The following is a 26,930-nucleotide window of genomic DNA, read 5'->3' on the forward strand; positions in this document are numbered from 1 at the left end:
GTCCGTCGAGCTTGGCGGGCCGCGTACGCTGTTGAGGCCATGAACGAGAGCACCACGCCGACCGAGCCGGTCGAGACCGAGACCGACGAGCCGGCGTCGACGACCCCTCCTCGCAAGCGGCGGACGCTGCGCAGGGTGCTCGTCGGGCTGCTTGCGTGCTTCGTCGTTCTCGCGCTCGTCGCGGCCGGTGGCGCCTGGTACCTGCAGGATCGGCTCGTCGGCCAGGTCGACCGGGTCGACGACGCCTTCACGGGCCTCGAGAACCGTCCCGCCCCGGCCTCCGGCGACGGGCTCAACATCCTGCTGATGGGCACCGACCGTCGCTCCGACGCGCCGACGACGGGTGAGGACGCGGAGGCACCGACCTGGCTCCCCGGCGAGCAGCGCTCCGACTCGTTGATGGTCCTGCACATCGACAGCGACCGCGACAGCGCCTCGATCGTCTCGATCCCCCGTGACTCGTGGGTGACGATCCCGGGCTACGGCCCCAACAAGATCAACGCGGCGTTCTCCTTCGCCGGCCCCTCGCTGGCTGTCCAGACCGTCGAAGAGCTGACCGATCTACGGATCGACCACCTCGCGATCGTCGACTGGGACGGGTTCCAGGAGCTCACCGACGAGCTCGGCGGTGTGACGATCAACGTTCCGGAGACCGTGCGCGACTCGGCCCGCGGCAAGACGTGGGAGGCCGGCGAGCACCAGATGGACGGCGAGGAGGCGCTGCTTTACGTGCGCCAGCGCTACGGCCTTCCGGGAGGCGACTTCGACCGGATCAAGCGACAGCAGAACTTCCTCCGGGCCCTCATGCGGCAGACGCTGTCCGGAGACACCATGAGCAGCCCCACCAAGGCGTACGGCGTCCTCAGCGCCGTCACGAAGCACCTGACGGTCGACTCCGAGTGGTCCACCGGCGACATGCGGAGCCTGGTGCTCTCGCTGCGCAACCTCCGGGCAGGCGACGTCACCTTCACCACCGTGCCCGTCAAGGGGACGGGCCGCGTGGGCGCGCAGAGCATCGTGCGGCTCGACCGGGCGAAGGGCCGCGAGCTCTGGGGCGCGGTGCGGGAGGACCGCACCCGCGAGTGGGTCGAGGAGAACGGCTCGGCTCTCCCGAAGTCGGTCAGCTGATCAGTCCGTCAGGTGATCGGCCGTCAGCTGGCCTTCGGCCTCATCTGAGCTGGATGACGGCGGTGTCGCCACCTGCTCCGACCGGGTCGAAGTGCACCGGATCGTAGAGGCTGATGCTCGCGCTGACCTCGGCCGGCCCCTTCACGAACGGGCTGGAGCCGATGACCCGGATGGAGACCTTCTTCCACGTCTGGTCGCAGACGACACCCGTCGTCCGCGCTGCGAACCCGTAGATGCGTCCTTCGTTCTGGGCGACGCTGGCGCCCCAGTCCCCGACGATCCACGGACGCTGGCAGCGCAACGACATGGTGACGGTCACCGACGAGTCGGGATTGCGGACGGCGCTGTTCACGACGGCACGGGCTGCCGGGGCGATCCACAGCCTCGAGAAGACCTGCGACTGACCGACCGGGTCGAACTCCTGCGGGTCCTGGATGTTGAGGCTCGCCTCGATGTCGGCATAGCCCGGCTCGAACGGTGCGCCGGTGGTGGACGACATCACGATCGTGCGGTGGTGCCAGGCGCCGTCGCAGCGGAACCCCTGGTCGGTGAAGAAGTCACCGTGGAGGTCGCCCTGGCGGACGTGGAGGGCGAGCTCGGAGACGATCCACGGGCTGTCGCACCGGTAGAGGATCGGGATCCGTACCGTCTCGAACTGGCCGACGCTGCCCTCCTCGCCGAGCTTGAGCTCGACCTGGGGAAGGAGGGTGACGGTGCCCTGGGCGACCGCCTGCGGCAACGGGTCCATCGTCACCGGGTCGAGCACGGTGAACCGGGCCGTCACTGCCACGGCGCCGGGGACGTACTCGTCGCCGGTGCTCGAACCGACCTCGACCTTCAGCGCGTGCCACGCGCCGTCGCACACGGCGCCGAAGGTGCCGGACCGGCTGCCCGTCACGGCACCTTGCGTGACGTCGACCTGTAGCTCCTGGACGACCAGTCCGGTGTCGCACTTCTGCTTCACCGTGACGATCGCGCTCGAGTCGAACCGGCCGATGGTGCCGGTCGATGACGGGACCTGCAGGCTGGCCGCGGGCGTCGCAGCCGAGGCGGCACCGGCCGCACCCAGCGGAGCGACGAGAGTCGCGCCGAGTAGGACCGCAGCGAGCGTGCTGATGAGCGTACGAAGTCGTGGCATGGGTCTCACCTCTCTCCAGCATGCTGCCGCGCTGCGGGTGCCGGTTGGACTGTTTTGTCTCGATACGTTCATCGCGTTGTCCGTCAAAGGGTGAAAAGTCCCGCGGAGTGACCTCGTGGTCGTGCAGTTTGTGATCAACGCACTGGTCGATCTCGGGCGACCCAAACACCTTCGGGGGAACCACACCATGAGACGAGTACCTGTCCTCGTCGCCGGGGCTGCGGCAGCGTTGTCGGCCGCCCTGACGATCTCGCCCGCCCAGGCGCACGGCGGCTACAAGCCGCCGAAGCCACCGACGCCGATCACGATCGCGGAGGGGCTGCTCAGCCCGCTCAGCCTGGCCGTCGGCCACGACGGCACCACGTACGTCTCCCAGAACTTCGCCGGGGAGCTGACGAAGGTGTCGAAGAACGGGGCGACCAAGACGCTCTACAGCTCGGGCGGTGCCGAGGTCGGCGGCGTGTCGGTCGCGGGCGACAAGATCCTCTTCGCCGAGACCGGCTTCAGCGGTGACCCGGAGAACCCGGGCGGATTCACCGGGATCAAGTCCATCGACAAGCGCGGCAAGGTCCGGGTCGTGGCCGACACCGGGGCGTACGAGCTGAAGAAGAACCCCGACCGCAAGGTGTCGTACGGGTTCCGCGACATCTCCGACGAGTGCCTCGCCCAGGTTCCGCAAGGGCCTGAGTACCCGCCGGCGAAGTACACCGGCGATCTCAACCCGCACCCGTACGCGACCGTTCCCGGGCCGTTCGGCTACACGTTCGTCGCCGACGCGGGCGCGAACACCATCCAGCGGATCAGCCCGAGCGGGAAGATCTCGACGATCGCGCTGTTCCCGCCCGTGCCGGCGGTCGCGACGGCCGAGGATGCCGCCGGGGCAGGGTTCCCCGAGTGCGTCGTCGGACTGAAGTACTACGGCGACGCCGTCCCGACGGACCTCGAGTGGGGGCCGGACGGCTGGCTGTACGTCACGCTCCTGCCCGGCGGTCTGGAAGCCCCGGGTACCGGAGCGGTGTACAGGGTGCACCCTGTGACCGGGAAGTTCAAGAAGGTCGCCGACGGGTTCTCCGGCGCGACCAACCTGGCGGTGTCGCGGAAGGGCGACGTCTACGTCACCGAGCTCTTCGCCAACCGCATCTCGCTGCTGAAGAAGGGGGCGAAGACGCCGACGACGTACGCCGAGGCCGTGCTTCCCGCGGCAGTCGAGTGGACGCCCAAGGCGTTGTACGCGACGACGGGCGCGCTCATCGGGGTTCCGATGGGTCCTGAGCCGCCGACGGACCCGCCTGGTGGCATGGTCGTGAAGTACCCGCTGTCGTGGGGACACCACCACCGCTGACACGACTGGGGACGCGGGACGGGGTCGAAACCCGTCCCGCGTCCACGGCCGGAAGGAGTCGTCGTGGCACTTCCCGAGGTCGACCCCACCGGGATGTCGTTCGGTCTGGAGATCGACGGCTTCGGCCCGTGGGCGATCGCCGACATCGTGGGACTGAAGACCGAGCAGGACGTGATCCAGTTCAAGGAGTCGACCGCTGACGGACACGTCGTCGTACGACAGCTCCCGGGCCGACCGCGCGGTGGCGAGTGCATCGTGTCGCGGCGCGTGACGGCCGACGGCGACGCCGACGCCTGGCTGGCCCAGGTGCGCTCCGGTGACATCGACGACGCACGTCGCAACGCCGTCGTCGTCCTGTACGACGCCGAGCTGAGGCCGGTGAAGCGCTACCGGCTCCGCAACGTCTGGCCGCGTGCACTCGAGGTCGTCGGGCTGGTCGCGGGGGAGGCGCGGGGGCCCGTGGAGCGCATCACCCTGGTGTACGACGACATGGAGCCTGAGACGGCCTAGCGGCCTCGGACCCGCGATGCCGGCGCCGTGGGATGCGTCGGTGCAGCGGACTATCCTGGGGACCCTATGTCTTTGCACGCCTTGGCCGAGGCCGTCGCAGCCGACCCCACTCTCGTCCGCGTGGTCTCCGACCGCCGGTCCGGGGTGACCGCGCTCGACGTTTCCGCCCCACCGTCCCTCCGTCCGTTCCTCGCCGCCACGCTCGTGCCGGCGAGCTCCTGCGTCCTCGTCGTGACCGCGACGGCGCGCGAGGCCGAGACGTTGACCGAGGAGATCGGGTCCTTGATCGGCCCGGACAACGTGGTCGACTTCCCGGCCTGGGAGACGCTCCCGCACGAGCGTCTCTCACCCCGCTCCGACACGGTCGGGCGCCGCCTCGCGGTCCTGCGACGCATCGTCCACCCCGGGTCGACGCCCGACGCCAAGCCGCTGCAGGTCGTGGTCGCGCCGATCCGTTCGGTGCTGCAGCCCCAGGTCAAGGGACTCGCCGACCTCGAGCCGGTGGCGTTCGGTCGTGGCGACGACGCCGTGCTGGAGGACGTCGTCCGCGGCCTCGCCGACGCTGCGTACGCCCGGGTCGACCTCGTCACGAAGCGCGGCGAGTTCGCGGTCCGCGGCGGCATCATCGACGTGTTCCCGCCGACCGAGGACCATCCGCTCCGTGTCGAGTTCTTCGGCGACGAGGTCGACGAGATCCGTCACTTCTCCGTCGCCGACCAGCGCTCCACCGACCCGGTCGACCACGTCTGGGCGCCGCCGTGCCGTGAGCTGCTGCTGACCGACGACGTCCGTGCGCGTGCCCGCGAGCTCGCTGCGGCCCACCCCGAGCTCGGCGAGATGCTGGAGAAGCTGGCGGAGGGCCAGTCCGTCGAGGGCATGGAGTCGCTCGCGCCGGCGCTCGTGGACGGCATGGAGCTCCTCGTCGACCTGCTGCCGGCCGACGCGACGATCCTCGTGTGCGACCCCGAACGCGTCCGGACGCGCGCGCACGACCTGGTGGCGACCAGCGAGGAGTTCCTCGCGGCGTCCTGGGCGGCGGCCGCGGGCGGAGGCAAGGCGCCGATCGACCTCGGCGCCGCCGCGTACTGGTCGCTCGCCGACGTCCGTCAGCACGTCCTCGCGTCCGCGCGTGCCTGGTGGTCGACGTCGCCGTTCCTGCTGGACGAGGAGCTGGGGTCTCGATCCTCCGCTGGCGCTCCGGCCTCGACCACCGGGGGTGGGGCTGGCGCTCCGGCCTCGACCACCGGGGCCTCGACCACCGGCGAGGCGTTCGACCGCTTCGACGCCGAGAGCGTCAACCTGCCGTTCGCGCCCACCCCGTCGTACCGAGGCGAGGTCGAGCGCGCCCTCGTCGACCTCAAGGGCTGGCTGTCCACCGGCACGCGCGTCGCCCTCGTCACCCCGGGCGAGGGACAGGCAGCGCGCGGTGTCGAGGTGCTCGCCGAGCACGACATCCCGGCGCGCTTCCATCCCACGATCACCGCCGACGACCTCACCCCCCACGTCGTGCACGTCGTCTGCGGCGAGATCGATCACGGTCTCGTGGGGGAGGGCATCAACCTGGTGGTGCTCACCCAGGACGACCTCGTCGGCCAGACGGCCGCCGCACCGCGCGACGACCGCAAGATGCCGTCGCGGCGCCGCAAGCAGATCGACCCGCTCGAGCTCGCGCCCGGAGACCACGTCGTCCACGACCAGCATGGCGTCGGCAAGTACGTCGAGATGATGCAGCGGACCGTCCAGGGCGCCGTTCGCGAGTACCTCGTGATCGAGTACGCCGCGTCCAAGCGCGGTCAGCCGGCGGACCGGCTCTTCGTCCCCACCGACCAGCTCGACCAGGTCACCCGCTACGTCGGCGGCGAGCAGCCGTCCCTCGACCGGCTCGGCGGCGCCGACTGGAACAAGCGCAAGTCGCGCGCCCGCAGGGCCGTCAAGGAGATCGCCGGCGAGCTGATCAAGCTGTACGCCGCGCGTCAGGCGACCCAGGGCCACACCTTCGGGCCGGACACCCCGTGGCAGCGCGAGCTCGAGGACGCCTTCCCGTACCACGAGACCCCCGACCAGCTCGCCACGATCGACGAGGTCAAGCGCGACATGGAGCGGCCGGTCCCGATGGACCGCCTGGTGTGCGGCGACGTCGGCTACGGCAAGACCGAGATCGCGGTGCGTGCCGCGTTCAAGGCCATCCAGGACGGCATGCAGGTGATCGTGCTGGTGCCGACGACGCTCCTCGTCCAGCAGCACTTCGCGACGTTCTCGGAGCGGTACGCCCAGTTCCCGGTGACCCTCAGGGCGTTGTCGCGGTTCCAGACCGAGAAGGAGTCCAAGGAGGTCCTCGACGGGCTCGCCGAGGGCTCGGTCGACATCGTCATCGGCACCCACCGGCTGCTCCAGAAGGGCGTGAAGATCCCCAAGCTCGGGCTCGTCGTCGTCGATGAGGAGCAGCGCTTCGGCGTCGAGCACAAGGAGGCGCTCAAGACGCTCCGCGCGGCCGTGGACGTTCTGTCGATGTCGGCGACGCCGATCCCGCGCACCCTCGAGATGGCGGTGACGGGCATCCGCGAGATGTCCACGATCCAGACCCCGCCGGAAGAGCGTCACCCGGTGCTCAGCTTCGTGGGCCCGTACGAGGACCGTCAGGTCGTCGCCGCGATCCGGCGCGAGCTGCTGCGCGACGGGCAGGCGTTCTACATCCACAACCGCGTCAACTCGATGGACAAGGCCGTCAAGCGCCTGAAGGACCTGGTGCCCGAGGCGCGTATCGCGATGGCGCACGGACAGATGGGCGAGCACCAGCTCGAGCAGATCATGCTCGACTTCTGGGAGAAGAAGTACGACGTGCTGGTCTGCTCGACGATCGTCGAGTCGGGTCTCGACGTGTCCAACGCCAACACGATGATCGTCGAGCGTGCCGACATGCTCGGACTCTCGCAGCTGCACCAGCTCCGCGGACGCGTCGGCCGGTCGCGCGAGCGCGCGTACGCGTACTTCCTCTACCCGCCCGAGAAGCCGCTCACCGAGACCGCGCACGAGCGGCTCTCGACGATCGCTCAGCACTCCGAGCTCGGCGGCGGCATGGCGATCGCGATGAAGGACCTCGAGATCCGCGGTGCGGGCAACCTGCTCGGCGGTGAGCAGTCGGGCCACATCGCCGACGTCGGGTTCGACCTGTACGTGCGCCTGGTCGGCGAGGCCGTCGCCGAGTTCCGCGGCGACCGTGGCGAGGAGGTGCTCGAGGTCAAGCTCGAGCTCCCCGTCGACGCCCACCTCCCGCACGACTACGTCGAGAGCGAGCGCCTGCGGCTGGAGATGTACAAGCGGCTCGCCGACGTACGCTCCGACGCCGAGGTGGCCGAGGTGCGCGAGGAGCTCGTCGACCGGTACGGCGAGCCGACCGCGCCGGTCGAGGCACTGCTCGGCGTGGCGCGGCTGCGGGTCCGGGCGCGTGACGCGGGGATCTCCGAGCTCACGGTCGCCGGCAACAACATCCGCATCGCGGGCGTGGACCTGCCGGAGTCGCGACAGATGCGGCTCAAGCGGGTCTACCCGGGATCCGTGGTGAAGTCCACCGCCAACCTGCTGCTCGTGCCGCGTCCCAAGACGGCGAAGGTCGGGGGGCAGCCGCTGCGCGACACCGAGCTCATGGAGTGGTGCCGCACGCTGATCGACACGGTCATCGCGCCGGGGGCGGCCTGATCGCCTGCGGACCTCCGGCTGGCCGTACGCTCCAGGGCCAGGCGGACGTACAGCTCGGCCGACCTCCCCGTTTGAGGTGCGAACACCTCGACTGACCGGATCCCACCTCTCAGACGGGGTGGGATCCGGTCGTTTCGGGCGCGGGCACCTCAAACGGGCTTGGCGAGGGGCCGTACGAGGCTCGGGCGGATACGGGGCTCGTCGGCGCCGAACCGGGCGAGCCGCGTCCCCGTGGCCCAGGCGTCGCCCACCCTGGCTAGGCTGTGCCTGCGTGTGTTTCGCATCACGCGAAGCCCGTCGTACGAGAGGATCCCCATGCTCCGCCGCCTGCCGCTCCGTCCGCTCCTCGCCGCCGCTGCCGCGTCGCTCGTCCTCGCAGGCTGCGGCACCGTCCAGCCGGGTGACGCCGTCGTCGTCGGTGACTCGCGGCTCTCGATGACGGAGCTGGACGAGCTCGCCGACGCCGGTTGCACGTTCCTCGCGACGTCGGCGACGGCACAGGGTTCCCCCGTGCCCGGTCAGGGCGCCGTGCGCCAGGTGATCGTGTCGCAGGAGCTCCAGCTCGAGGGTGCCGTGGCGCTCGCCGCGAAGGAGGGCATCGAGGTTCCCGAGGCTCAGTGGGAGCTCCCGCTCGCTCAGCAGGAACAGCTCAAGGAGATGTTCGACGGCGACGAGCTCGAGACGGCCAAGGAGCTCCTGGAGCGCGACTACCAGAGCCTGGCGCTGCGAGCAGCCATCGGCGGCCGGCAGGCCGGTGAGCCGGTGACCCCGGAGAACACCGAGCAGCTCACGCAACTCGGTTCGGCTGCGGTCGCCGAGGAGCTGAACCGCCTGGATCCGAGCGTCGACCCCCGCTTCGGCCTCGACGGCACCGGGCAGCCCGACCCCTCGCTCAGCCTGTCGGCGTCGAGCGAGCAGCTGGCCGAGGTCGACCCGTCGACGCTCCCCTCGAACCAGCAGTGCCACGGCGTAGAGTCGAGCGAGTGAGGATCCTCGTCACCAGCCCCCGGGTCGCTCCGGGCCTGATGACCCTGGCGGCCTGGGACGCCGTCCGCGAGGCCGACCGGATCTTCGCCCCCGACGCCGACGACCCCACCGTCGAAGCCGTCCGACAGGCCGGGTTCGCCGTCGACGTCGTGCCGTCGCCTCCCGTCCAGCCGTCCGACGACGGTGAGACCCTCTGGATCGCGCCTACCGGTGACCTCGTGTGGGCACGCCGCCTCGCCGACACGTTGGTCGCGTCCGCCGACGCCGTCTCCGACGCTGCCGACAGCGACCCGTCCGCTGCCGTCGAGGTCGTCTTCGGGTCGTACGACCTCCCGGGGGCACGCCTCCTCGATCTCGTCGCCGTGATGGACCAGCTGCGCGCCGAGTGTCCGTGGACCCGCGAGCAGACGCACGCCTCGCTCCAGCAGTACCTTCTCGAGGAGTCCTACGAGGTGCTCGACGCCCTCGACCGCGGTGACACCGACGAGCTCCGCGAGGAGCTCGGTGACCTGCTGATGCAGGTGGTCTTCCACGCCGCGGTCGCCGCCCGACCTGCTCATGCGTCGGCGGCCGGTGACGGATGGGACATCGACGACGTGGCCGCAGGCATCGTCGAGAAGCTCGTACGCCGCAACCCGCACGTCTTCGCCGACGGTGACGCCGCCACCCCCGAAGAGGTCGACGCCGCGTGGCAGCGGCTCAAGGCGACCGAGAAGCAGCGCAGCTCCGTCCTCGACGGTGTGCCGCCGACGCTCCCGGCCCTCGCGTACGCCGACAAGGTGGTGGGTCGCCTCCAGCGTGACGGTGCGCTCGCCGCGCCCGAAGGGTCCACGCTCGGCGAGCGCCTCCTCGCTCTCGTGCTCGAGGCGCGTGCGGCAGGCGAGGACGCCGAGGCAGCCTTGCGCCGTACGGTCAACGCACTGGTGCCCGCGGCTGAGTAGGTCTCGATCGCTTCGCGCCTCGACCAGCGATCGCTTCGCGCCTCGACCAGCGATCGCTTCGCGCCTCGACCGGCGCGAGGGGCTGCGGCGCGCCAGGGACGGACGCGGACGGTGCGAGCGCGTCGTGATCATAGGATGAGGACGACACAGACCATCCCTCATGAGGAGTCCGTAGTGGCAAGCATCGAAGCTGTCGGAGCTCGAGAGATCCTCGACTCGCGCGGCAACCCCACGGTCGAGGTCGAGGTTGCTCTCGACGACGGCACCATCGGTCGGGCTGACGTCCCGTCGGGTGCATCGACCGGCAAGTTCGAGGCGGTGGAGCTCCGAGACGGCGGCGACCGCTACGGCGGCAAGGGCGTCCAGAAGGCCGTCGACGCCGTCAACGAGGCGATCCGGCCCGAGATCGTCGGCCTCGACGCCGACGAGCAGCGCTACATCGACCAGACGCTCGTCCGCCTCGACGGCACGCCCAACAAGGCGCAGTTCGGCGCCAACGCGATCCTCGGCGTCTCGCTGGCCGTCGCTCGCGCGGCTGCGGACTCCGCGGGCCTCCCGCTGTTCCAGTACGTCGGCGGCTCGAACGCCCACGTCCTGCCCGTCCCGATGATGAACATCCTCAACGGCGGCGCCCACGCGGACACCGACGTCGACGTCCAGGAGTTCATGATCGCGCCGATCGGTGCCGACAGCTTCGCCGAGGCGCTGCGCCAGGGCGTCGAGGTCTACCACGCGCTGAAGTCGGTGCTCAAGTCCGACGGCCTCGCGACCGGCCTCGGCGACGAGGGCGGCTTCGCCCCGAACCTCAGCTCCAACCGTGCGGCGCTCGACCTCATCGCGAAGGCGGTCGAGACGACCGGGCTCAAGCTCGGCACCGACGTCGCGCTGGCGCTCGACGTCGCCGCGTCGGAGTTCTACAGCGACGGCTCCTACCGTTTCGAGGGGGCCCCGAAGTCGGCCGCCGAGATGACGGCGTACTACGCGGACCTCGTCGCGTCGTACCCGATCGTGTCCATCGAGGACCCGCTCGACGAGGACGACTGGGAGGGTTGGACGCAGATCACGAGCGAGCTCGGCGACAAGGTCCAGCTGGTGGGTGACGACCTCTTCGTCACCAACACCGAGCGGCTGCAGCGCGGCATCGACGAGTCCGCCGCCAACGCGCTGCTCGTCAAGGTGAACCAGATCGGCACGCTCACCGAGACGCTCGAGGCCGTCGACCTGGCACACCGCAGCGGGTTCCGTTGCATGATGAGCCACCGCTCGGGCGAGACCGAGGACACGACGATCGCCGACCTCGCGGTCGCGACGAACTGCGGCCAGATCAAGACCGGTGCTCCGGCACGCTCCGAGCGGGTCGCCAAGTACAACCAGCTCCTGCGGATCGAGGAGCTGCTCGACGACGCCGGGAAGTACGCGGGTCGTGCCTCCTTCCCGCGGCTGAAGGCCTGACGCGGTGCCGCCGACGTCGCGTCGTCCCGTCACGAGGCGCCCGGCCGCGCGGCCGGGCACCGCGAGACGCGGGCGAGCCGCGACGCCGGCGGCCTCCGAGGAGGTCGTCACCACGTACGGCGCTCCTCGCGTCACGCGCCGCATGGCGGTGCTCCTGCTCGTCCTCCTGGTGCTCGCCATCTCGTACGCCTCGAGCCTGAAGGCCTTCCTCCAGCAGCGCGACGCGCTGGCGACGGCGAGGGCGCAGATCGCGGAGTCGAGTGCCGCCATCGAAGACCTCGAGGCGCAGAAGACGCGGTTCGACGATCCCGAGTACATCGAGGCACTGGCGCGGTCCCGCTTCGGCTGGGTCAAGCCGGGGGAGATCGGCTTCACCGTCATCGACGCGGACGGCAACGCCGTCGGCAAGGGCCCGGAGCTTCCCGACGCGTCTCCGGCGGAGGTTGCCGCACCCGAGTGGTACGCGTCGTTGTGGACGTCCGTCGAGACCGCGGGCGGAGTGCCGCAGAAGACGACCCCGAAGCCCAGCGACGAGGTCGTGAAACCCCAGCAGCAGGACGAGGACCAGTGACCGACGTACCCCCGACCCAGGCCGATCTCGACGCGATCCAGGAGCAGCTCGGCCGTCCTGCCCGCGGGGTCGTCTCGATCGCCAGCCGCTGCCCGTCGGGTCACCCCAACGTCGTCAAGACGGAGCCGCGCCTGCCGGACGGCACGCCGTTCCCGACGCTCTACTACGTCACGTGCACCCGCCTCAACGGCATGATCGGCACGCTCGAGGGCTCCGGCCTGATGCGCGAGATGAGCGAACGCCTCGGCGAGGACACCGAGCTCGCCGCGGCGTACGCGCGTGCGCACGACGACTACCTGGCGACGCGCCGGGCGATCGCCGACGTCCCCGAGATCGACGGCGTCTCCGCCGGCGGGATGCCGACCCGCGTGAAGTGCCTCCACGTGCTCGTCGGGCACGCGCTCGCCACCGGGCCCGGCGTGAACCCGCTCGGCGACGAGGCCGTCGTGCTGCTCGGTGACTGGTGGACGGGCAGCACCTGCGACGGACCGGGCGCGCCGCCGGAGCAGTACGTCGCCGCGCAGGCCGCACGCGGGGCAGGCGGGCAGTGACCCGGAGGGTGGCCGCGATCGACTGCGGCACAAACTCGATCCGGCTGCTCGTCACCGATCTCGACGCGGAGGCCGGCACGGCGGACGACCTCGTACGCCGGATGGAGATCGTCCGGCTCGGCTACGGCGTCGACCGCACAGGGCACCTCGACGAACGTGCTCTCTCCCGCACGTTCGCGGCGTGCGAGGACTACGCGGGCGTCATCGCGGAGGCGGGGGCGGAGCACATGCGGTTCGTCGCGACGTCGGCCACCCGTGACGCGGACAACGCCGCGGAGTTCGCGGCAGGCGTCCAGGAGAGGCTCGGCGTACGCCCCGACGTCGTGAGCGGGTCCGAGGAGGCCGCGCTGTCGTACGCCGGTGCGGCGCGTGATCTCCCGGACGTCGATCAGCCCGTGCTCGTCGTCGACCTCGGTGGTGGCTCGACGGAGCTGATCCTCGGTCGCGACGGCCGCGCGGAAGCCGAGCAGTCGCTCGACATCGGCTCGGTCCGGATGACCGAACGCCACCTGCGCAGCGACCCGCCGACCGCGGCCGAGATCGCGGCGTGCGTCACGGACGTCGACGCGGCGCTCGACCGGGCGCAGGTCGACGTCGGTGCGGCGCGCACGGTCGTCGGCGTCGCCGGCACGATCACGACGGTGGCCGCGTACGTCCTCGGGCTCGAGCAGTACGACTCCTTTCGCATCCACCACGCGCACCTGGCTGTCGCCGACGTGATCGCCGCGTGCGAGGCGATCATCGCCGCGTCGGTGGAGGAACGGCGCTCGTGGCCGTTCATGCACCCGGGGCGCGCGGACGTCATCGGAGGCGGCGCCCTGATCGTCGCGCGGCTGCTGGCACGGACGACGCCCGAGGTCCTCGTCATCTCCGAGCACGACATCCTCGACGGCATCGCCTGGTCGCTGGCGTGAGGCTTCTACCATGGGCGGACCGTCTCTGGTAGAAGGTAGACTCCTTCCATGAGTCTCAACATCAAGAACGAGCGCACCCATGCGCTCGTCCGCCGACTCGCGGAGCTGTCCGGCACGAGCCAGACAGCAGCAGTCGACGACGCCGTACGCCGTCGGCTCGCCGAGCTTGAGTCGAGCGTGCCCGCGCGCCGATCGGTTGATGCGATGCGGGTGGACAGGCTCCTCGTCGAGTTCCGCCGAGATCTGACCGACGACGACCGCGAGGCGATGCGCCGGGCAGACGAGACGCTGTACGACGAGCAGGGCCTGCCGCAGTGATCGTGGACACGTCGGCGATCGTGGCGATCCTGCTCGACGAACCCGGCGCTGAGGCCCTGTCCAGCGCGCTTCTCTCAGCCATCGAGCCGACGATGTCTGCGGCCACTCTCGTCGAGCTGTACGCCGTCGTCGATCGCCGGTCGACTCCCCAGCAGCGTCGCAGGCTCGACCGACTGCTCGACGCGTACGGCATCGCGGTCGTGCCGTTCACGCCGGCGCAGGCGGTCATCGCCCGCGACGCCTACCGTGACTTCGGCCGGGGCAGCGGACACGCAGCTCGCCTGAACCTCGGCGACTGCTTCGCCTACGCGCTGGCCACCGATGCCGCCAAGCCCCTGCTCTTCGTCGGCGACGACTTCCGCCATACCGACATCGAGCCCGCGCTCGCTCCGTAGGCCTCAGGCGCCGATCGCCTCCGGGACCCGCACCGCCCACAGCTGACGCAGGATCCCGTCCAGCACGTCGGTCCGATCGAACTGGAGCGCGTACCCCCGTGCGGCTTCGGCCTGCCGGGCCCGGTCGTCGGGACTGGTGTGCAGGACGGCGTGGTCGATCGCAGCGGCGATGCCGTCCGGGTCCTCGACGCCGACGATCGTCGCGTGGTCTCCGACGGCCTCACCGATGCCACCGGTCTGCGTCGTCACGATCGGTCCGCCGCCGGCGAGCATCTTCTCGACGAGGGCGATGCCGAAGGTCTCGACGAACTCGGGGCGCGGCTTGCTCGGCAGGACGAACGCCGCGCACCCCGCCATCAGCAGGGGCTTCTCGACGTCGTCCACGTCGTCGAGAAAGGTGATCCGGTCGGCGACCGGGGAGGCGGCGGCGTACGCCCGCAGCTCAGCCGCCTCGGGCCCGCGTCCCGCGACGACCAGCCGCACCCTGCCTGCGGCGGCACTACGGGCGTACCCGTCGATGAGGTCGTCGACGCCCTTGGCGGCCGCGAGCCGCGACAGGAAGAACACGTAGCCGTCGCGCTCCAGGCCCCGTGCTGCCAGCGCGGCGTCGACGGCGCCGGGCTCCAGGTCGGTGTAGGCGCGGGTGTCGACAGCGGGGTACGAGATGCCGATCCGGGTGCGGCACTGCTCCGCGTACCGCGTGCCGTGGCGGGCGTCGACGTCCTCGGCGCACGCGACAACGAGGTCGCGGGTGTACTCGGAGACGGCGAGGCACACGTCGTTGCTCAGGTAGGTCGAGAGCACGTGAGCGGCGGCACCGAAGCGGTCCGCCTCGATGCAGGACCGTACGACGTTCGTGACGTCCGAGCCGACCGCCTCCGCGACCGTGGTGACGTCGACGGGCAGGCCCGTCGTACGTGCGATGCGTACGGCGTCGGTCACGGCCGTCGTGTGCGGGCTGAGGTACAGCGAGAGCGCGACGGTCGGGACGCCGTCGGTGAACAGCTCCACGAGCCGCCCGGTGATCCCCGCCAGGAAGCGGCCGTCAGGGACCTTGTAGTCCCCGACGGGCTCGGGCCGCTCGACGGTGATCCCGGGCGAGTACGGGAGGACCGAGTCCAGCGGCTTGAGCGGGAGCCCGGCCTCCTCGAGGCGGTCGACCGGCCACGTGACGATGCGGACGTCGGTGAAACCGCGAGACAGCGCAGCCTCCGCGAGGTTGCGCGCTTCCCCGGAGTGCCCGCAGATCACCGGATCTGCGCGGACGACGATGACGAGACGGTTCGGCGGCTGCATGATCATGACACCCCGTTCGGTGGAGAGACGGCGAGGACGTCCGCGCGGCGGGTGCCGGCGGGAAAGGACGGGGGGAAGGACGCGGGATCGCGTCCCCACGAGCTGGGTACGGGGCCGAGCTCGAGGAGCAGGCGTCCTCCGCGGTGCAGCTCGGCGCCGTCGAGCCACGTGCGGGCGAGCGGTCTGCCGTCGAGCCAGGCGGCCTGGACGTACTGCGGGGGAGTGTCCGGGCCCGGCTGGACGAAGCCTGTCGTCTCGATCTCGAGCCGCCCCGAGGGGAGATTGAGGGTGGCGGCGGAGAACGACGGCGCGTTCACGAGGAAGACGTTCTGGCCCGCGACCGGGAACAGCCCGAGGGACGCCCAGACGTACCAGGAGCTCAGTCCGCCGGAGTCGTCGTTGCCCGGCAGCCCGCCTGGACCGGTGCCGAACCGCTGGTGGACCGCCGCGTGCACGATCTCGGCGGTCCGGTCCGGACGCCCGGCGTAGTGGTACGCCCAGGGCGCCTCCATGTCCGGCTCGTTGTTGAGTCCTTCGAAGCGGTCCAGGGCGTAGCCGACGGCCATCTCCTCCGCACCGGGACGCGAGCCGGGCTGCTGCACCGCGGCGGCGCCGTACCCGAAGAAGCGGTCGAGGATGGCGACGAACGTCTCCGCCCCTCCGGCCAGCGCGATCCGTGCCGCCATGTCGTGCACGAGCCGGAAGGAGTAGTTCCACCGCCCGCCCTCGTAGTACGTCGAGTCGAGCAGCAGGCCCGTCTCGGGGTCGAAGGCGCTCGTCCAGCCGGCCGCGTACGGCTCCAGCTCGGTGACCAGCGCCTTGTCACCGACGTGCTGCGCGACCTGCTGGGTGCACCAGTAGCCGAACGCCAGGTCGAGCGTGTGGCTGATCGGGTGCGCGACGCCGCGGAGGAGGTAGTCCTCGCCGTACGCCCGCCGCAGGTCGTTGTGCATGTGCACGAGGGCCCAGTCCCAGTCGATCCCACCGATCCCGAGGGCGCACAGGTCGGCGAGGAACGTCTGCGCGAGCGCGCTGGCCTGGCGGGAGAACACGTCGGCTCCGCGCGCCATGCGGTAGCCGATCGGGAGGTTGCCCTCCTCCTCGCACACGTGCAGGAGGGCGTTGGCGAGCTCGGCGGCGCGTTCGGGCACCAGCGCGGTCAGCAACGGCAGCTGCGTGCGGTAGATGTCCCACATCGTGCTGATGTCGAAGGCGAACGGGCCGTCGGTCGGCCAGAACGGGCTCTCGTTCGGGGCCAGGCAGGGCTTGACGAGCGAGTGGTAGAGCGCGGTCTCGAAGACTGTGCGGCGGTCCGCGTCGGGGCAGTCGATCTCGATCAGACCGAGGTGCTCGTCCCACGCACGCGCCGTGTCCTTCCGGCGTACGGCGAAGCTGGTCCGGGACGGGCCGCAGTCGGCGTGCAGGTTGTCACGCGCCTGGTCCGTCCCCCGCAGTGAGAAGCCGAGGCGCAGCTCGACGACCTGACCCGCGGTCGTCGGGCCGGCCCACATCACACCGAAGGGGCGCAACGTCGTCGTCCGGATGTCGCTGAAGTCGAGGCGGCTGCCGCCGGCCATCAGCCGCCGGTCGTACCAGAGCATCTGCCGCCAGCGCTCTGCGTCGCTCTCGAGGTGCACGGCGAGCGGCGCGCCCTCGACGACGATCTCGCCGCGGGCGACGCCGGGTGCGACGGACTCGAGGTGCGACCGCAGGGGCACGGTGGCGCCGTACGGGATGGCGAGGCCGCCGAGCGAGAGGTCGACGACGAGCCGGGCGTCGTGGTGTGCCGGGAAGGTGTAGCGGTGGACCGCGCTCTTGGGCCCGACGGTGACCTCGCAGTGGACCCCGGAGTCGAGCGTCGCGGCGTACCAACCGGGTCCGGCCTCCTCCTCGTACAGGCCCCAGGTGCGACCGAGCGCATCGAGCGGCTCGAGCATCGGGGTGACGCGGAAGTAGTTGTAGTACTTGCGGATCGCGCCGGTCCCCGACTGCTGGAAGTGGGTGAACCCGGAGGCCACCTGGTCGTCGAAGATCGCCGTCGGCACGCCCTCCGTGCTCAGGTCGTAGCGCCCGTAGCCGGTCGGGTAGGCGCCCGAGTAGGCGCACGCCGAGACCATCCCGAGGGGGTGGCAGGCACCGGGGTGCGTGTTGCCGACCTGCGGCTTCGGCGACCACCAGGTGGCTGCCAGGCCGGTCGAGGTCGGCAGGTCCGTCGCGGACGTGCCGATGAAGGGGTCGACGACCATCGGACCTCCCCTCGTGGCTGCGTGGCGTGGACGCTACGGGCGCCACGTGTCGAGAGGGTTTCGGGCCGGTGAAGGTTGGCTTCACGCGCTACGACACCCGGCGCTCGACCCCGACGTGCATCCGAGAGGTACGGGGGGCATCGACCTCGTCGAGCAGTGCGAGCGCGAAGTCGTCGTACGTGATGCGGCTGTCCGCGTCGGCGGGCGCCACGGCGTACCCGCCCGTCGAGGTGCCGCCGTGGTCGAAGTCGCCGGAGGGCGACAGGGCAACCCAGTCGAGGCGCTCCGCGGCCGCCGCGAACCCCTCGGTCGCCGCGGCGTGGGCCAGGTAGAAGGCGCGGTGCTCGTTCGGGTAGGCGTCGGTGTCCATCAACGCCGTCCCGTCGGTGGTCGGCAGCAGCGAGGCGAGACCGACCCACACCAGCCGCCGGACTCCGGCATGTTCCAGTCCCGACACCAGGGCCCGCGAGGCGGCGACGAACCACGCGCGCGGATCCGTCGCGGACAGGTCGTACACGGTGGCGATCACCGCGTCGTGACCCACCGCGAGTGCGGCGAGCGCGTCCGCGTCCGTGACGTCTCCCGCCGCGAGCGTGACGCTCTCACCGCTGAGATCGGTGTACCGTGCCGGGTCGCGTACGACGGCGGTCACCGCGTGTCCGCGGCGTACGGCCTCGGTGGTGGCGGCGCGTCCGGCGCGCCCTCCGGCCCCGACGATCATGATCTTCCCCATGCCGAACCTCCTGTGCTCTCACCGACGATCTGCCGGCGGGTGGACGCTAGCCCGGAGGCTGGTTTCGGTTCGGAAACCGTCACGGGCCGCGACTAGGCTGGACATGTGCTTGCGCCACTCGATCCGGACATGTTCGATCCCGTCTGCCCGTCGTCGCTGTCGCCGGTGCGGGTGGGCGACAAGTGGGGCGCCCTGATCGTGCGGTGCCTCGCCGACGGTCCCCGTCGCTTCGGCGAGCTGCGGGTCCCGCTGCGGGGGATCACGGCGAAGGTCTTGACGTCGTCGCTTCGGACGCTCGAGCGCGAGCGGCTCGTCGCCCGCACAGAGCTCCCGGGGCGGCGCGTCGAGTACGCCCTCACCGACCTCGGTCGCAGCTTGCTCGTCCCGCTGGACGCGATGTGCGCGTGGGCAGACGCGCACTGGGACGAGATCCTCGACGCCGCCGACGACGCGCTCGCGCGCGAAGGGGCGGTGGCCCACTGACGTCCATGCAGTTCACCTCACCCGTCACGCCGGGCACGGGATGGCCGGACGATCCCGCGACTCCTCGCACGCCGGTGGCGCAGGACGCGGCCGAGGTGCGGGAGCTCGCCGCCGGAGCCGGCGCGCTGCTCGAGCTCGAGGCGCGCGTGAGCGTGTGCCGCGCGTGTCCCCGGCTGGTCGAGTGGCGGGAGGACGTGGCGGTCATCAAGCGTCGTGCGTTCGCCGACGAGCCGTACTGGGGGCGACCGATCCCGGGCTGGGGCGACCCGGCGCCGAAGCTCCTCGTGGTCGGTCTCGCGCCGGCCGCGCACGGCGGCAACCGCACCGGACGCATCTTCACCGGGGACCGGTCGGGCGACTGGTTGTTCGCGTCGATGCACCGTGTCGGGCTCGCCGCGCAGGAGACGAGCATGCACGCCGGCGACGGCCAGCGGCTGATCGGCGGTCGCATGGTCGCGGCAGTCCGCTGCGCGCCGCCTGCGAACAAACCGACCACGGATGAACGCGACACCTGTGCACCCTGGCTGGAGGAGGAGTTCCGTCAGGTGCTGCCCTCCGTTCGCGTGATCGTCGCTCTCGGCTCCTACGGTTGGGACGCGACGCTGCGGACGATGGCGGCGTCGGGTGCCGTGGTCCCACGGCCGCGGCCGAAGTTCGGACACGCGGTCGAGGCCACACTCCCGAAACCTGAGGGCGGTACGGTCCAGCTCCTGGGCTGTTTCCACCCCAGCCAGCAGAACACGTTCACAGGACGGTTGACCGAGCCCATGCTCGACGCCGTCATGACCCGCGCGAAGGAGGTCAGCGATGACTGAGGAGATCACCCAGACGCACGCCACCGGAGTTGCCGGCCGATTGGTCGACCTTCTCGTGCAGGTGTACGGCGAGGCGCCGCCGGTCACGTTGACCGCGTGGGACGGCTCGCGCGTGGAGCCCGAGTCAGGTGAGGTCGCGATCGAGGCTCGCATCGAGTCACGGCGTACGGTCCGCCGCCTGATGTGGTCCCCCGGGCAGGAGGGCATCGCCCGCGCGTACATCGCCGGTGAGCTCACCATCGACGGCGACCTCGAGACGGCTGTCCGCCTGATGCGCGACTACGTCGAGCACGCCTCCGCCAAGCGTGCGCTGGAGCCGGCCGACCGTCGGGAGGTGCTGCGCCTCACCGTCCAGCTCGGCGCCGTCGGTCCCGCGCCGCGAGGGCCGTCGGAACCGGTCGACGCGGTCACCGGCTATCTGGACGTCACCGGCCAGATGCGTGCGGAGCTGCCGCCCGCGCTCGCTGACACGGTCCTCGCGCACGGCGGCGACGAGGGCGCGGGACGCGCCGAGATCGTCTACACCGACCCCGCGCCGCTGAGCGCCTCGATCGCGCGGTGGGAGAGCGAGGGTCTCGTCGTCGACGCCGTACGCGAGGTGGTCTCCGACGAGCGCGACCGCCTGCGCGACGTGGGCCGCCGGCTCGACGAGCACTGGGACGCCGTCGTCGACGCGGTCGGCGCCCAGCACGCACGGATGTGGAAGGTCTCCCTCGTCCTCGTGCGCGACAACCTCGAGCGCCGATCGGTCCGTGCGTACGAGATCACCGGCACGACCGCCACCGCCTGACCGCGAGCCACTCGCGCGCGTTCGCGAGCCACTCGCGGGCGTGCGTCAGAATGGGCGCACGCTCCTGTAGCCCAACCGGCAGAGGCAGACGGCTTAAACCCGTCGCAGTGCGGGTTCGAATCCCGCCGGGAGCACTCGAACGCGTGCCTCAGCGGGCGATCTCCTGGTGGAGGTAGAAGGCGCGTTCGCCGGTCTCGGCCTCGATCATCGTGAACCCGTGCCGCTGGTAGAAGCGCTGCGTGTCGACGTCGCCCTCGTCGACGTTGATCTCGATCAGGTCGATCGCGTGGTCGCGCGCGTGGGCGAGCAGCAGCTCGATCACTCCCGACCCGATGCCCTGGCTGCGCAAGGGCGGGATCACGTAGAGCTCGTCGAGCAGCGCCACGCTGCCCTCGACCCAGACGTTGGGACGCAGCGTCACGAGTGCCACGGCCCGCATCGGCGAGCCGGCGACGATCGCGAACGTCTCCGGCCCGCCGAGAAGGGTACGTAGCCGAGGGGCGAGCACGTCGGCTCCCGGTGAGGGCCACTCGTACTCGATGTTGAAGTCGTGCAGCAGCCCGGCGATCTCCTCGGCGTCCTCCGGTGTCGCGAGGCGCGGTTCGTAGGTCTCTGGTGCCATGGACGCCAGACTAGTGTCGCATCGCCTTAGCCCGCCTCAGCGCGCGAACAGGCCGTCCGGGTCGTGAGCACGGCGTACGGCGTCGAGCCGGTCGAGCACGTCCGCGGGCCAGGTCCGCGCGACCTGGTCGGGGTCGTACGGGTCGCTCATCCAGTTGGGCGAGAGGTGCGGCGAGCGCCACGGCGCGATCGCCTCCTCGACCTGCGCGAACGCGCCGGGCAGCACGTCGGCGAAGAGCGCCGGGTCGGGGACACCGAGCATCGTGAGGGTGTAGTCGAGGTCCCGGAAGCCGACCGCGGACTGCTGCGGCGACCCGGCCTTCATCGCGCCGCCGACGTGCCGGACCTCCAGACCCATGATCGGCAGGGTCGTGCCCGGACCGGCGAGTCCGAGCACGGCGTCGGCGAGGTCGCGGTTGACGTGGGTGAGGAAGGCGCCACGCAGGAACGACGGTCCTGGCTCCGTCGGGTCGTTGGTGATCCGGGCGACCTCGGCGAGCGGGAGCGGACCGAGGTCGTCGAGATAGACCGTGCCGAGCTCGCGCAGCGGCTTGGTGATCCGTTCGGCGTCGTCGACCGCGCCGGGGTAGGCGACGTGGAGCGCGAGGAGGTGCTTGCCCCGCATCGGGTCGGGGATGAAGGGCAGGTCGGGTAAGCGGATGATCATGCCGCTGGTCGTGACGTCAGCGGGCGCGGTGGTCGTCCAGTCGAGCCAGCGCGTGTACGGGTCGGTGCTCTCCTCGAGGTCGAAGAAGAGCGTCCCGGCGTAGAGCGACGGCACCTCGGCGAGCGCGACGGTGATCTGCGTGACCACGCCCAGGCCGGTCTTGCCGCCGCGCAGCGCCCAGAGCAGATCGGCGTCGCCGTCCTCCGACGCCTCGACCACGGCGCCGTGCCCGGTCACCACGCGGGCGGCGATGACGTGGTCGGAGCCGAAGCCGTGACTGCGTGCGAGCGGCCCGATGCCTCCACCGACGAGGAAGCCGACGACGCCGACGTTGGTCGAAGACCCGCTGACGGGAGCGAGGCCGTGCTCGGCTGCGGCGGTCACGACGTCGGCCCAGCGGGTGCCCCCGCCGACCGTCGCGGTCCTCGCCTGGGGGTCGACCACCACGGACGAGAGGTCGCCGAGCGCCAGCACGATGCCGGACGCGTACGGAGCGTGGGCGCCGTGGCCGGTCGAGTGCAGGTGGAGCGCGAGTCCTTCCGCGCGAGCGAAGCGGACGGTCTCCACCACGTCCTCCTCGGTGGCCGCGTGGACCACGACGTCGGGGTCGTGCTGGATGGAGAGGTTGAACGCCGTCGCTCCTGCGGTGTGGTCGCCCTCGTCGCGCGTCGTCAGCGTCCCGGTCAGGAGGCGGCGCAGTGCGGAGTAGTCGGTCATCGGTGCTCCTCGGTCGATTTCTGGTCTCTTACCCTTACGACGACGCAGCGTGCACGGATGTGAGGTCTGTCGGTGGTTCAGGGCAGTATCGGACTCATGGAACTGGTGCTCGACCGCGACGAGACGACGGCCGGAGAGTCACGTCAGCGACGCTCCCTGATGGACGTGAGCTATCGCATGCTGGGTTCGGCGGTCGAGGCCGAGGACGTCGTGCAGGAGACCTACGCGCGCTGGTTCGCCCTGTCCGACGCCCAGCGCGAGGAGATCGAGCGCCCCACCGCGTGGCTCGTCCGGGTGGCGAGCCGCATCTGCCTCGACGTCCTCGGCTCGGCGCGTGTCCGCCGCGAGCAGTACGTCGGAGAGTGGCTGCCCGAGCCGCTTCCCGAGGACGGACGCTGGTCCAGCCAGGCCGCGGCAGCGTCCTCCAGCGACCCGGCCGACCGCGTGACCCTCGACGAGTCGGTCGGCATGGCGATGCTCGTCGTGCTCGACACGATGACACCGGCCGAGCGGGTCGCATTCGTGCTGCACGACGTGTTCGCGTTCACCTTCGCCGAGGTCGGCGAGGTGCTCGAGCGCAGCCCGGCCGCGTGCCGCCAGCTCGCGACGTCGGCGCGCCGACGCGTGCGCACCGCGCAGGTCGGGGGCGTCCGCCAGCGGAACGACGCCGACGTGGTCTCGGCCTTCCGGGCGGCGTGGGAGACCGGCAACCTGGCGGCTCTTCTTGCCGTGCTCGACCCGGCCGCGACCGTCGTCGCGGACGGCGGCGGCAAGGTGGCCGCCGCCCTGCACCCGGTCGTCGGCGACGCCGATGCTGCGGCGTTCTTCCTCGGGGTGCGCGACCGCGCGCGGGGCCTGGAGATCGAGGGGCGGGTCGTGAACGGAGAGCCCGGGCTGGTGGTGCGCCTCGACGGTGAGATCGTGTCGGTCCTCGCGCTTCACGTGGTCCGCGGCAGGGTCAGCGACGTCTGGATCGTGCGCAACCCCGACAAGCTGCGACCCTGGCGCGGCTGAAGGTCAGCGGGCGACGCCGGTGAGGGCGATCGCCATCGCGCCGAGCGCTCGGACCGCCTCGTTGGCGTCCTCGTCGGGATAGCCACGGGTGCACACCGCCATCACCACCGAGCCGGCGCCCGGCGCACCGAGGAATGCGACGTCGTGGCGGATGGCGTCCACCGACCCTGACTTGCTGCCCCACACGACGCCGTCCGGCATCTCGGCCGCGATCAGCGGGTCGGTCTGGCGGGCGAGCAGGTCGGTCATGAACCGGGTGCTCTCGGGCCCGGCGAGCTGCCCCGAGACGATGGCAGCCATCAGCGCGGTGAGGTCCGCGGCGGTGACGAGGTTGCTCGCGCCGTACGCGTCGGCGGCCGCTTGGTCGCCGTACTGACGGTGCATCCGGCTGTCGTGTGCTCCGGCGTCGGACAGCACCGTCGCGATGGCGTCGAGGCCGACGCGCTCGATGACCATGTTGGTCGCCTCGTTCGAGGAGACGATGATCATCCGCTCGAGCACGTCGCCGAGCGGCATCGGCTCGCCTGCGGGCGCCATGCCGTGGTCGACGTCGTCGGGCACGAGACGATACTCGGGCGCGTCAGGGACCTGGCTGGTGAACGTGTCACGGCTGATCAGGGGCGTGTCGAGCGTCAGGTCGCCCGACTCGATGAGGCGCACCGCAGCGACGAGCGGCGCGAGCTTGATCGTGCTCGCCGCATAGAACACCTCGCGGGCCCCCCGTTCTGCGAGCACGTCTCCGCTCGCGGTGGCGATCCGGTACGCGATGACCGGTGTCCCGTCGCTGTAGGTGGCCTTGACCGACATGTCATCCTGCCTTTCTCGTGGCTTCGTGGACGACGCGCGCGAAGGCCTCGACGAGCGCCCGTGACTGGCGCTCGTTGACCTCTGCGTCGTCCTCTGCTGCTGCGACCAGCGCCGCACGGTCGAACCCGTCGGTGGCGAGCTCCGCCTCGTTCCAGGTGCGCAGCCGGTCAGGCCCGGTCTCGGGGTGGAACTGCAGGCCCCAGGCGCACACGCCGACCCGGAATGCCTGCACGGTGCAGGCATCACTGGTGGCGAGCAGATCCGCGCCCGGGGGCAGGGCCGTGACGCTGTCGCGGTGGTTCTGGATCATCCGCAGCGAGACGTCCGCGACGAGGTCACCGAAGACCGGGTCCTCCGCCGCAGCGGGCAGCAGGTCGACGGGGCACGAGCCGCGCTCGGTCTCGCCGGAGTCGGCGGTGACGTCGCCGCCCGCGCACAGTGCGAGCATCTGTGCTCCGAGACAGATGCCGAGCAGCGGCATCTCGCGCTTGAGCGCCTCGACCGTGAGCTCGCGCTCATGAGGCAACCAGGGGGCACGGTCGTCGGCGTCGGGCATGAACCCGCCACCGAGCGTGACGATCCCGTCGTACGCGTCCAGCGACCGAGGCAGCTCGTCGCCTGAGACGACGTGGCCGTCGAGTCCGGCGGCCTCCAGCCATCCGACGAGGCGACCCGGGCCGCTCGTGGGGGAGTTCTGGACGACGAGGACCGCAGGGCGGGTCGTCGCGCCGTCGTCAGTGCGCGGTGACATCGGCGGAGAAGTGGCAGGCGGCGAGATGGTCGGGAGATGCCTGTGGTGCGAGCTTCGGGCTCTCGGTGCGACAGACGACGGGGATCGGGCGCCGCTCCGACGACGAGGGGTCGACCCGCGACTCCAGCAGCGGCGCCAACCAGCACCGCGTGTGGAAGTGGCACCCCTGCGGGGGGTCGACAGGCGACGGCATGTCGCCCTCGAGCACGATCTCTCGCCGCTGGTCGCGAAGCGTCGGGTCAGGCACGGGGACGGCCGACATCAGCGCCCGTGTGTACGGGTGACCTGGCGCCTCGTACACCTCGGCGTCGGTGCCGCTCTCGACCAGCCGGCCGAGGTACATCACGGCGACCTCGTCGGCGATGTGGCGGACCACCGAGAGGTCGTGGGCGATGAACAGGTACGAGAGCCCGAGGTCGTCCTGGAGCTCCTCGAGCAGGTTGATGACCTGGCCCTGGATCGACACGTCGAGCGCGGACACCGGCTCGTCGCACAGCAGGATCTTGGGGCTGACGGCGAGGGCTCGCGCGATACCGATCCGTTGGCGCTGCCCGCCCGAGAACTGGTGGGGGAAGCGGTGGATGTGGTCCGGGTTCAGCCCAACCCGGTCGAGGAGGTCGCGGACGGCCTTCTCCTTGCCGCCGGGGGGTACGGCGTCCGGGTGGATCGCGTACGCCTCACCGACGATCTCGCCGACGGACATGCGTGGGTTGAGCGACGTGTACGGGTCCTGGAAGACCATCTGGATGTGGCGGCGCAGCTCGCGGCGGTCGGCTCTGCCCAGGTCCGAGACGTCCTGGCCGTCGACGAGGATCTGACCCCGGGTGGGCTTCTCGATGCCGACGAGGACCTTCGCGAGCGTCGACTTGCCCGAGCCGGACTCCCCGACGAGACCGAGCGTCTTGCCTCGGCGCAGCGACAGGGACACCCCGTCGACCGCCTTGACCTCGCCGACCTGCCGCTTCAGGACGACACCACGGCGGACCGGGTAGAACTTCGCGAGGTCACGGACCTCGAGCACGACGTCATGGTCGGTCATGGTTCATCACCTCCTCGGCGAAGTGGCAGGCGGACGTGCGGTCGTACGGCAGGGAGACCTGGGGCGGCGGCGGGTCGCTCCGGCAGACGTCCTCGGCGAACACGCAGCGCGGATGGAACGCGCACCCGGCGGGGACGTTGGTCGGGTCCGGCGGTCGACCGGGGATGACCGCGAGCCCACCACCCTTCTGGTCGAGGCGTGGGATGGACCCGAGCAGCGCGCGCGTGTACGGATGGGCGGGCGCCGCGTACACGTCGAAGACCGAGGCCTGCTCCACAGCACGGCCGGCGTACATGACCGTGACGTCGTCGGCGACGTTCGCGACGACCCCCATGTCGTGGGTGATGAGGATCAGCCCCATCTCGCGCTCTGCCTGGATCTCGCTGAGCAGTCGCATGATCTGCGCCTGGACCGTGACGTCCAGCGCCGTCGTCGGCTCGTCGGCGATGAGGACCTCCGGGTCCATCGACAGGGCCATCGCGATCATCACGCGTTGGCGCATGCCGCCCGAGAACTGGTGCGGGTACTCCTTCACGCGCTGCTTGGCGTTCGGGACCCGGACCAGGTCGAGGAGCTCGATCGCGCGCTTGGTGGCGTCGCGTCGGGACAACCCGTGCCGCGCGCGGAGGGCTTCGGTGAGCTGCCAGCCGACGGTGTGGACCGGGTTCAGCGCAGCGAGGGCGTCCTGGAAGACCATCGCGATGTGCTCGCCGCAGACCGCGCGGTGAGCCTTCTGGCCGAGGGCGAGCAGGTCGGTGCCGCCGAAGGTGATCGAGCCGCGGACGATGCGCGCCGGGGGCTGCTGCAGCAGCCCCATCACGGCGAGCGAGCTCACGCTCTTGCCGCTCCCGGACTCACCGACGATCGCGAGCGTGCGACCGGCGGTCACGGAGTACGAGAGTCCGTCGACGGCACGCACGACCCCGTCCGGGGTGGCGAACTCGATCGCGAGGTCCTCCACCTGGAGGAGGGGAGCGGGGGTGCCGCTCGGGGTGGGATCCAAGGTCA

General features: G+C 71.0%; 26 protein-coding genes and 1 tRNA gene. 17 read left to right on the forward strand and 10 right to left on the reverse strand.

The window, feature by feature from the left end; genetic code table 11:
* Positions 1 to 39 precede the first annotated feature (39 nt).
* Positions 40 to 1,128 (forward strand): LCP family protein, encoded by a 1,089-nt coding sequence (locus AB3M34_RS05405; protein WP_370618064.1) that lies wholly within the window; start codon positions 40 to 42, stop codon positions 1,126 to 1,128.
* 40 nt (positions 1,129 to 1,168) lie between these two features.
* On the opposite strand, the gene AB3M34_RS05410 is transcribed toward AB3M34_RS05405, so the two are convergent.
* Positions 1,169 to 2,266 carry a hypothetical protein gene (locus AB3M34_RS05410; RefSeq protein WP_370618065.1) on the reverse strand — a complete coding sequence of 366 codons (1,098 nt, stop codon included), beginning with the start codon at positions 2,264 to 2,266 and terminating at the stop codon, positions 1,169 to 1,171.
* 187 nt (positions 2,267 to 2,453) lie between these two features.
* On the opposite strand from AB3M34_RS05410, the gene AB3M34_RS05415 reads away from it, so the two are divergent.
* The 11 genes from AB3M34_RS05415 (at position 2,454) to AB3M34_RS05465 (ending at position 13,943) form a co-directional block, all read left to right on the forward strand.
* Entirely contained in the window at positions 2,454 to 3,608 is a 1,155-nt protein-coding gene (locus tag AB3M34_RS05415) for a ScyD/ScyE family protein (protein ID WP_370618066.1), read from the forward strand.
* 63 nt (positions 3,609 to 3,671) lie between these two features.
* Positions 3,672 to 4,118 (forward strand): phage tail protein, encoded by a 447-nt coding sequence (locus AB3M34_RS05420; protein ID WP_370618067.1) that lies wholly within the window; start codon positions 3,672 to 3,674, stop codon positions 4,116 to 4,118.
* Positions 4,119 to 4,184: 66 nt separating this feature from the next.
* Complete coding sequence (gene mfd, locus AB3M34_RS05425) at positions 4,185 to 7,814, forward strand: transcription-repair coupling factor (protein ID WP_370618068.1); 3,630 nt, start codon at positions 4,185 to 4,187, stop codon at positions 7,812 to 7,814.
* A gap of 315 nt (positions 7,815 to 8,129) precedes the next feature.
* Positions 8,130 to 8,801, forward strand: a complete 672-nt coding sequence (locus AB3M34_RS05430; protein WP_370618069.1) for a hypothetical protein — start codon at positions 8,130 to 8,132, stop codon at positions 8,799 to 8,801.
* Positions 8,798 to 9,742, forward strand: a complete 945-nt coding sequence (locus AB3M34_RS05435; protein ID WP_370618070.1) for a MazG family protein — start codon at positions 8,798 to 8,800, stop codon at positions 9,740 to 9,742. Before AB3M34_RS05430 ends, AB3M34_RS05435 begins: the two co-directional genes overlap by 4 nt.
* Before the next feature lie 174 nt (positions 9,743 to 9,916).
* On the forward strand, positions 9,917 to 11,194 hold the full coding sequence (gene eno / locus AB3M34_RS05440) for a phosphopyruvate hydratase (protein ID WP_370618071.1): 1,278 nt from the start codon (positions 9,917 to 9,919) through the stop codon (positions 11,192 to 11,194).
* A 4-nt stretch (positions 11,195 to 11,198) separates the two neighbouring features.
* On the forward strand, positions 11,199 to 11,765 hold the full coding sequence (locus AB3M34_RS05445) for an FtsB family cell division protein (protein WP_370618072.1): 567 nt from the start codon (positions 11,199 to 11,201) through the stop codon (positions 11,763 to 11,765).
* On the forward strand, positions 11,762 to 12,316 hold the full coding sequence (locus AB3M34_RS05450; RefSeq protein WP_370618073.1) for a DUF501 domain-containing protein: 555 nt from the start codon (positions 11,762 to 11,764) through the stop codon (positions 12,314 to 12,316). Before AB3M34_RS05445 ends, AB3M34_RS05450 begins: the two co-directional genes overlap by 4 nt.
* Positions 12,313 to 13,230: an exopolyphosphatase gene (locus AB3M34_RS05455; RefSeq protein WP_370618074.1), complete on the forward strand. Its 918-nt coding sequence runs from the start codon at positions 12,313 to 12,315 to the stop codon at positions 13,228 to 13,230. Before AB3M34_RS05450 ends, AB3M34_RS05455 begins: the two co-directional genes overlap by 4 nt.
* Positions 13,231 to 13,278: 48 nt before the next feature.
* Positions 13,279 to 13,548: a type II toxin-antitoxin system VapB family antitoxin gene (locus AB3M34_RS05460; RefSeq protein WP_370618075.1), complete on the forward strand. Its 270-nt coding sequence runs from the start codon at positions 13,279 to 13,281 to the stop codon at positions 13,546 to 13,548.
* Positions 13,545 to 13,943, forward strand: a complete 399-nt coding sequence (locus AB3M34_RS05465) for a type II toxin-antitoxin system VapC family toxin (protein WP_370618076.1) — start codon at positions 13,545 to 13,547, stop codon at positions 13,941 to 13,943. Before AB3M34_RS05460 ends, AB3M34_RS05465 begins: the two co-directional genes overlap by 4 nt.
* 3 nt (positions 13,944 to 13,946) lie before the next feature.
* Here AB3M34_RS05465 and AB3M34_RS05470 read toward each other — a convergent pair whose 3' ends face one another.
* The 3 genes from AB3M34_RS05470 to AB3M34_RS05480 all read right to left on the reverse strand — a co-directional run bounded on the left by AB3M34_RS05470 (position 13,947) and on the right by AB3M34_RS05480 (position 18,218).
* Positions 13,947 to 15,245 carry a glycosyltransferase gene (locus AB3M34_RS05470; protein WP_370618077.1) on the reverse strand — a complete coding sequence of 433 codons (1,299 nt, stop codon included), beginning with the start codon at positions 15,243 to 15,245 and terminating at the stop codon, positions 13,947 to 13,949.
* Positions 15,242 to 17,485 carry a glycoside hydrolase domain-containing protein gene (locus tag AB3M34_RS05475; protein WP_370618078.1) on the reverse strand — a complete coding sequence of 748 codons (2,244 nt, stop codon included), beginning with the start codon at positions 17,483 to 17,485 and terminating at the stop codon, positions 15,242 to 15,244. The genes AB3M34_RS05470 and AB3M34_RS05475 overlap by 4 nt, the downstream gene beginning before the upstream one ends.
* An 88-nt stretch (positions 17,486 to 17,573) precedes the next feature.
* The gene (locus AB3M34_RS05480) at positions 17,574 to 18,218 is read right to left on the reverse strand and encodes an NAD(P)-dependent oxidoreductase (protein WP_370618079.1); all 645 of its coding nucleotides are present in this window, start codon (positions 18,216 to 18,218) and stop codon (positions 17,574 to 17,576) included.
* 129 nt (positions 18,219 to 18,347) lie between these two features.
* Here AB3M34_RS05480 and AB3M34_RS05485 point away from each other — a divergent pair, with 129 nt between their 5' ends.
* The 4 genes from AB3M34_RS05485 (at position 18,348) to AB3M34_RS05500 (ending at position 20,440) form a co-directional block, all read left to right on the forward strand.
* Positions 18,348 to 18,701 carry a winged helix-turn-helix transcriptional regulator gene (locus AB3M34_RS05485; RefSeq protein WP_370618080.1) on the forward strand — a complete coding sequence of 118 codons (354 nt, stop codon included), beginning with the start codon at positions 18,348 to 18,350 and terminating at the stop codon, positions 18,699 to 18,701.
* Between the two features lie 5 nt (positions 18,702 to 18,706).
* A complete protein-coding gene (locus tag AB3M34_RS05490; protein ID WP_370618081.1) occupies positions 18,707 to 19,516 on the forward strand; it encodes a uracil-DNA glycosylase in 810 nt (269 codons plus the stop codon).
* Positions 19,509 to 20,306 (forward strand): hypothetical protein, encoded by a 798-nt coding sequence (locus AB3M34_RS05495; RefSeq protein ID WP_370618082.1) that lies wholly within the window; start codon positions 19,509 to 19,511, stop codon positions 20,304 to 20,306. Before AB3M34_RS05490 ends, AB3M34_RS05495 begins: the two co-directional genes overlap by 8 nt.
* A 60-nt stretch (positions 20,307 to 20,366) precedes the next feature.
* Positions 20,367 to 20,440 (forward strand) — tRNA-Leu (locus tag AB3M34_RS05500).
* 14 nt (positions 20,441 to 20,454) lie between these two features.
* On the opposite strand, the gene AB3M34_RS05505 is transcribed toward AB3M34_RS05500, so the two are convergent.
* Positions 20,455 to 20,928, reverse strand: coding sequence for a GNAT family N-acetyltransferase (locus AB3M34_RS05505; RefSeq protein WP_370618083.1), 474 nt, complete (start codon positions 20,926 to 20,928; stop codon positions 20,455 to 20,457).
* Between the two features lie 36 nt (positions 20,929 to 20,964).
* Positions 20,965 to 22,311, reverse strand: coding sequence for an FAD-binding oxidoreductase (locus AB3M34_RS05510; RefSeq protein ID WP_370618084.1), 1,347 nt, complete (start codon positions 22,309 to 22,311; stop codon positions 20,965 to 20,967).
* 96 nt (positions 22,312 to 22,407) lie between these two features.
* On the opposite strand from AB3M34_RS05510, the gene sigJ reads away from it, so the two are divergent.
* A complete protein-coding gene (gene sigJ, locus AB3M34_RS05515; protein WP_370618085.1) occupies positions 22,408 to 23,325 on the forward strand; it encodes an RNA polymerase sigma factor SigJ in 918 nt (305 codons plus the stop codon).
* A gap of 3 nt (positions 23,326 to 23,328) precedes the next feature.
* On the opposite strand, the gene AB3M34_RS05520 is transcribed toward sigJ, so the two are convergent.
* From AB3M34_RS05520 to AB3M34_RS05535, 4 genes are read right to left on the reverse strand one after another with little or no spacing between them, the layout of a single operon-like run.
* Positions 23,329 to 24,132, reverse strand: coding sequence for a serine hydrolase (locus tag AB3M34_RS05520; protein WP_370618086.1), 804 nt, complete (start codon positions 24,130 to 24,132; stop codon positions 23,329 to 23,331).
* A gap of 1 nt (position 24,133) precedes the next feature.
* Positions 24,134 to 24,883, reverse strand: a complete 750-nt coding sequence (locus AB3M34_RS05525) for a type 1 glutamine amidotransferase (protein WP_370618087.1) — start codon at positions 24,881 to 24,883, stop codon at positions 24,134 to 24,136.
* A complete protein-coding gene (locus AB3M34_RS05530; RefSeq protein ID WP_370618088.1) occupies positions 24,867 to 25,922 on the reverse strand; it encodes an ABC transporter ATP-binding protein in 1,056 nt (351 codons plus the stop codon). The genes AB3M34_RS05525 and AB3M34_RS05530 overlap by 17 nt, the downstream gene beginning before the upstream one ends.
* A complete protein-coding gene (locus AB3M34_RS05535; protein WP_370619948.1) occupies positions 25,909 to 26,925 on the reverse strand; it encodes an ABC transporter ATP-binding protein in 1,017 nt (338 codons plus the stop codon). Before AB3M34_RS05535 ends, AB3M34_RS05530 begins: the two co-directional genes overlap by 14 nt.
* Positions 26,926 to 26,930: the final 5 nt, after the last annotated feature.

It is taken from the genome of Mumia sp. Pv4-285, from assembly GCF_041320275.1.
Classification (GTDB): domain Bacteria; phylum Actinomycetota; class Actinomycetes; order Propionibacteriales; family Nocardioidaceae; genus Mumia; species Mumia qirimensis.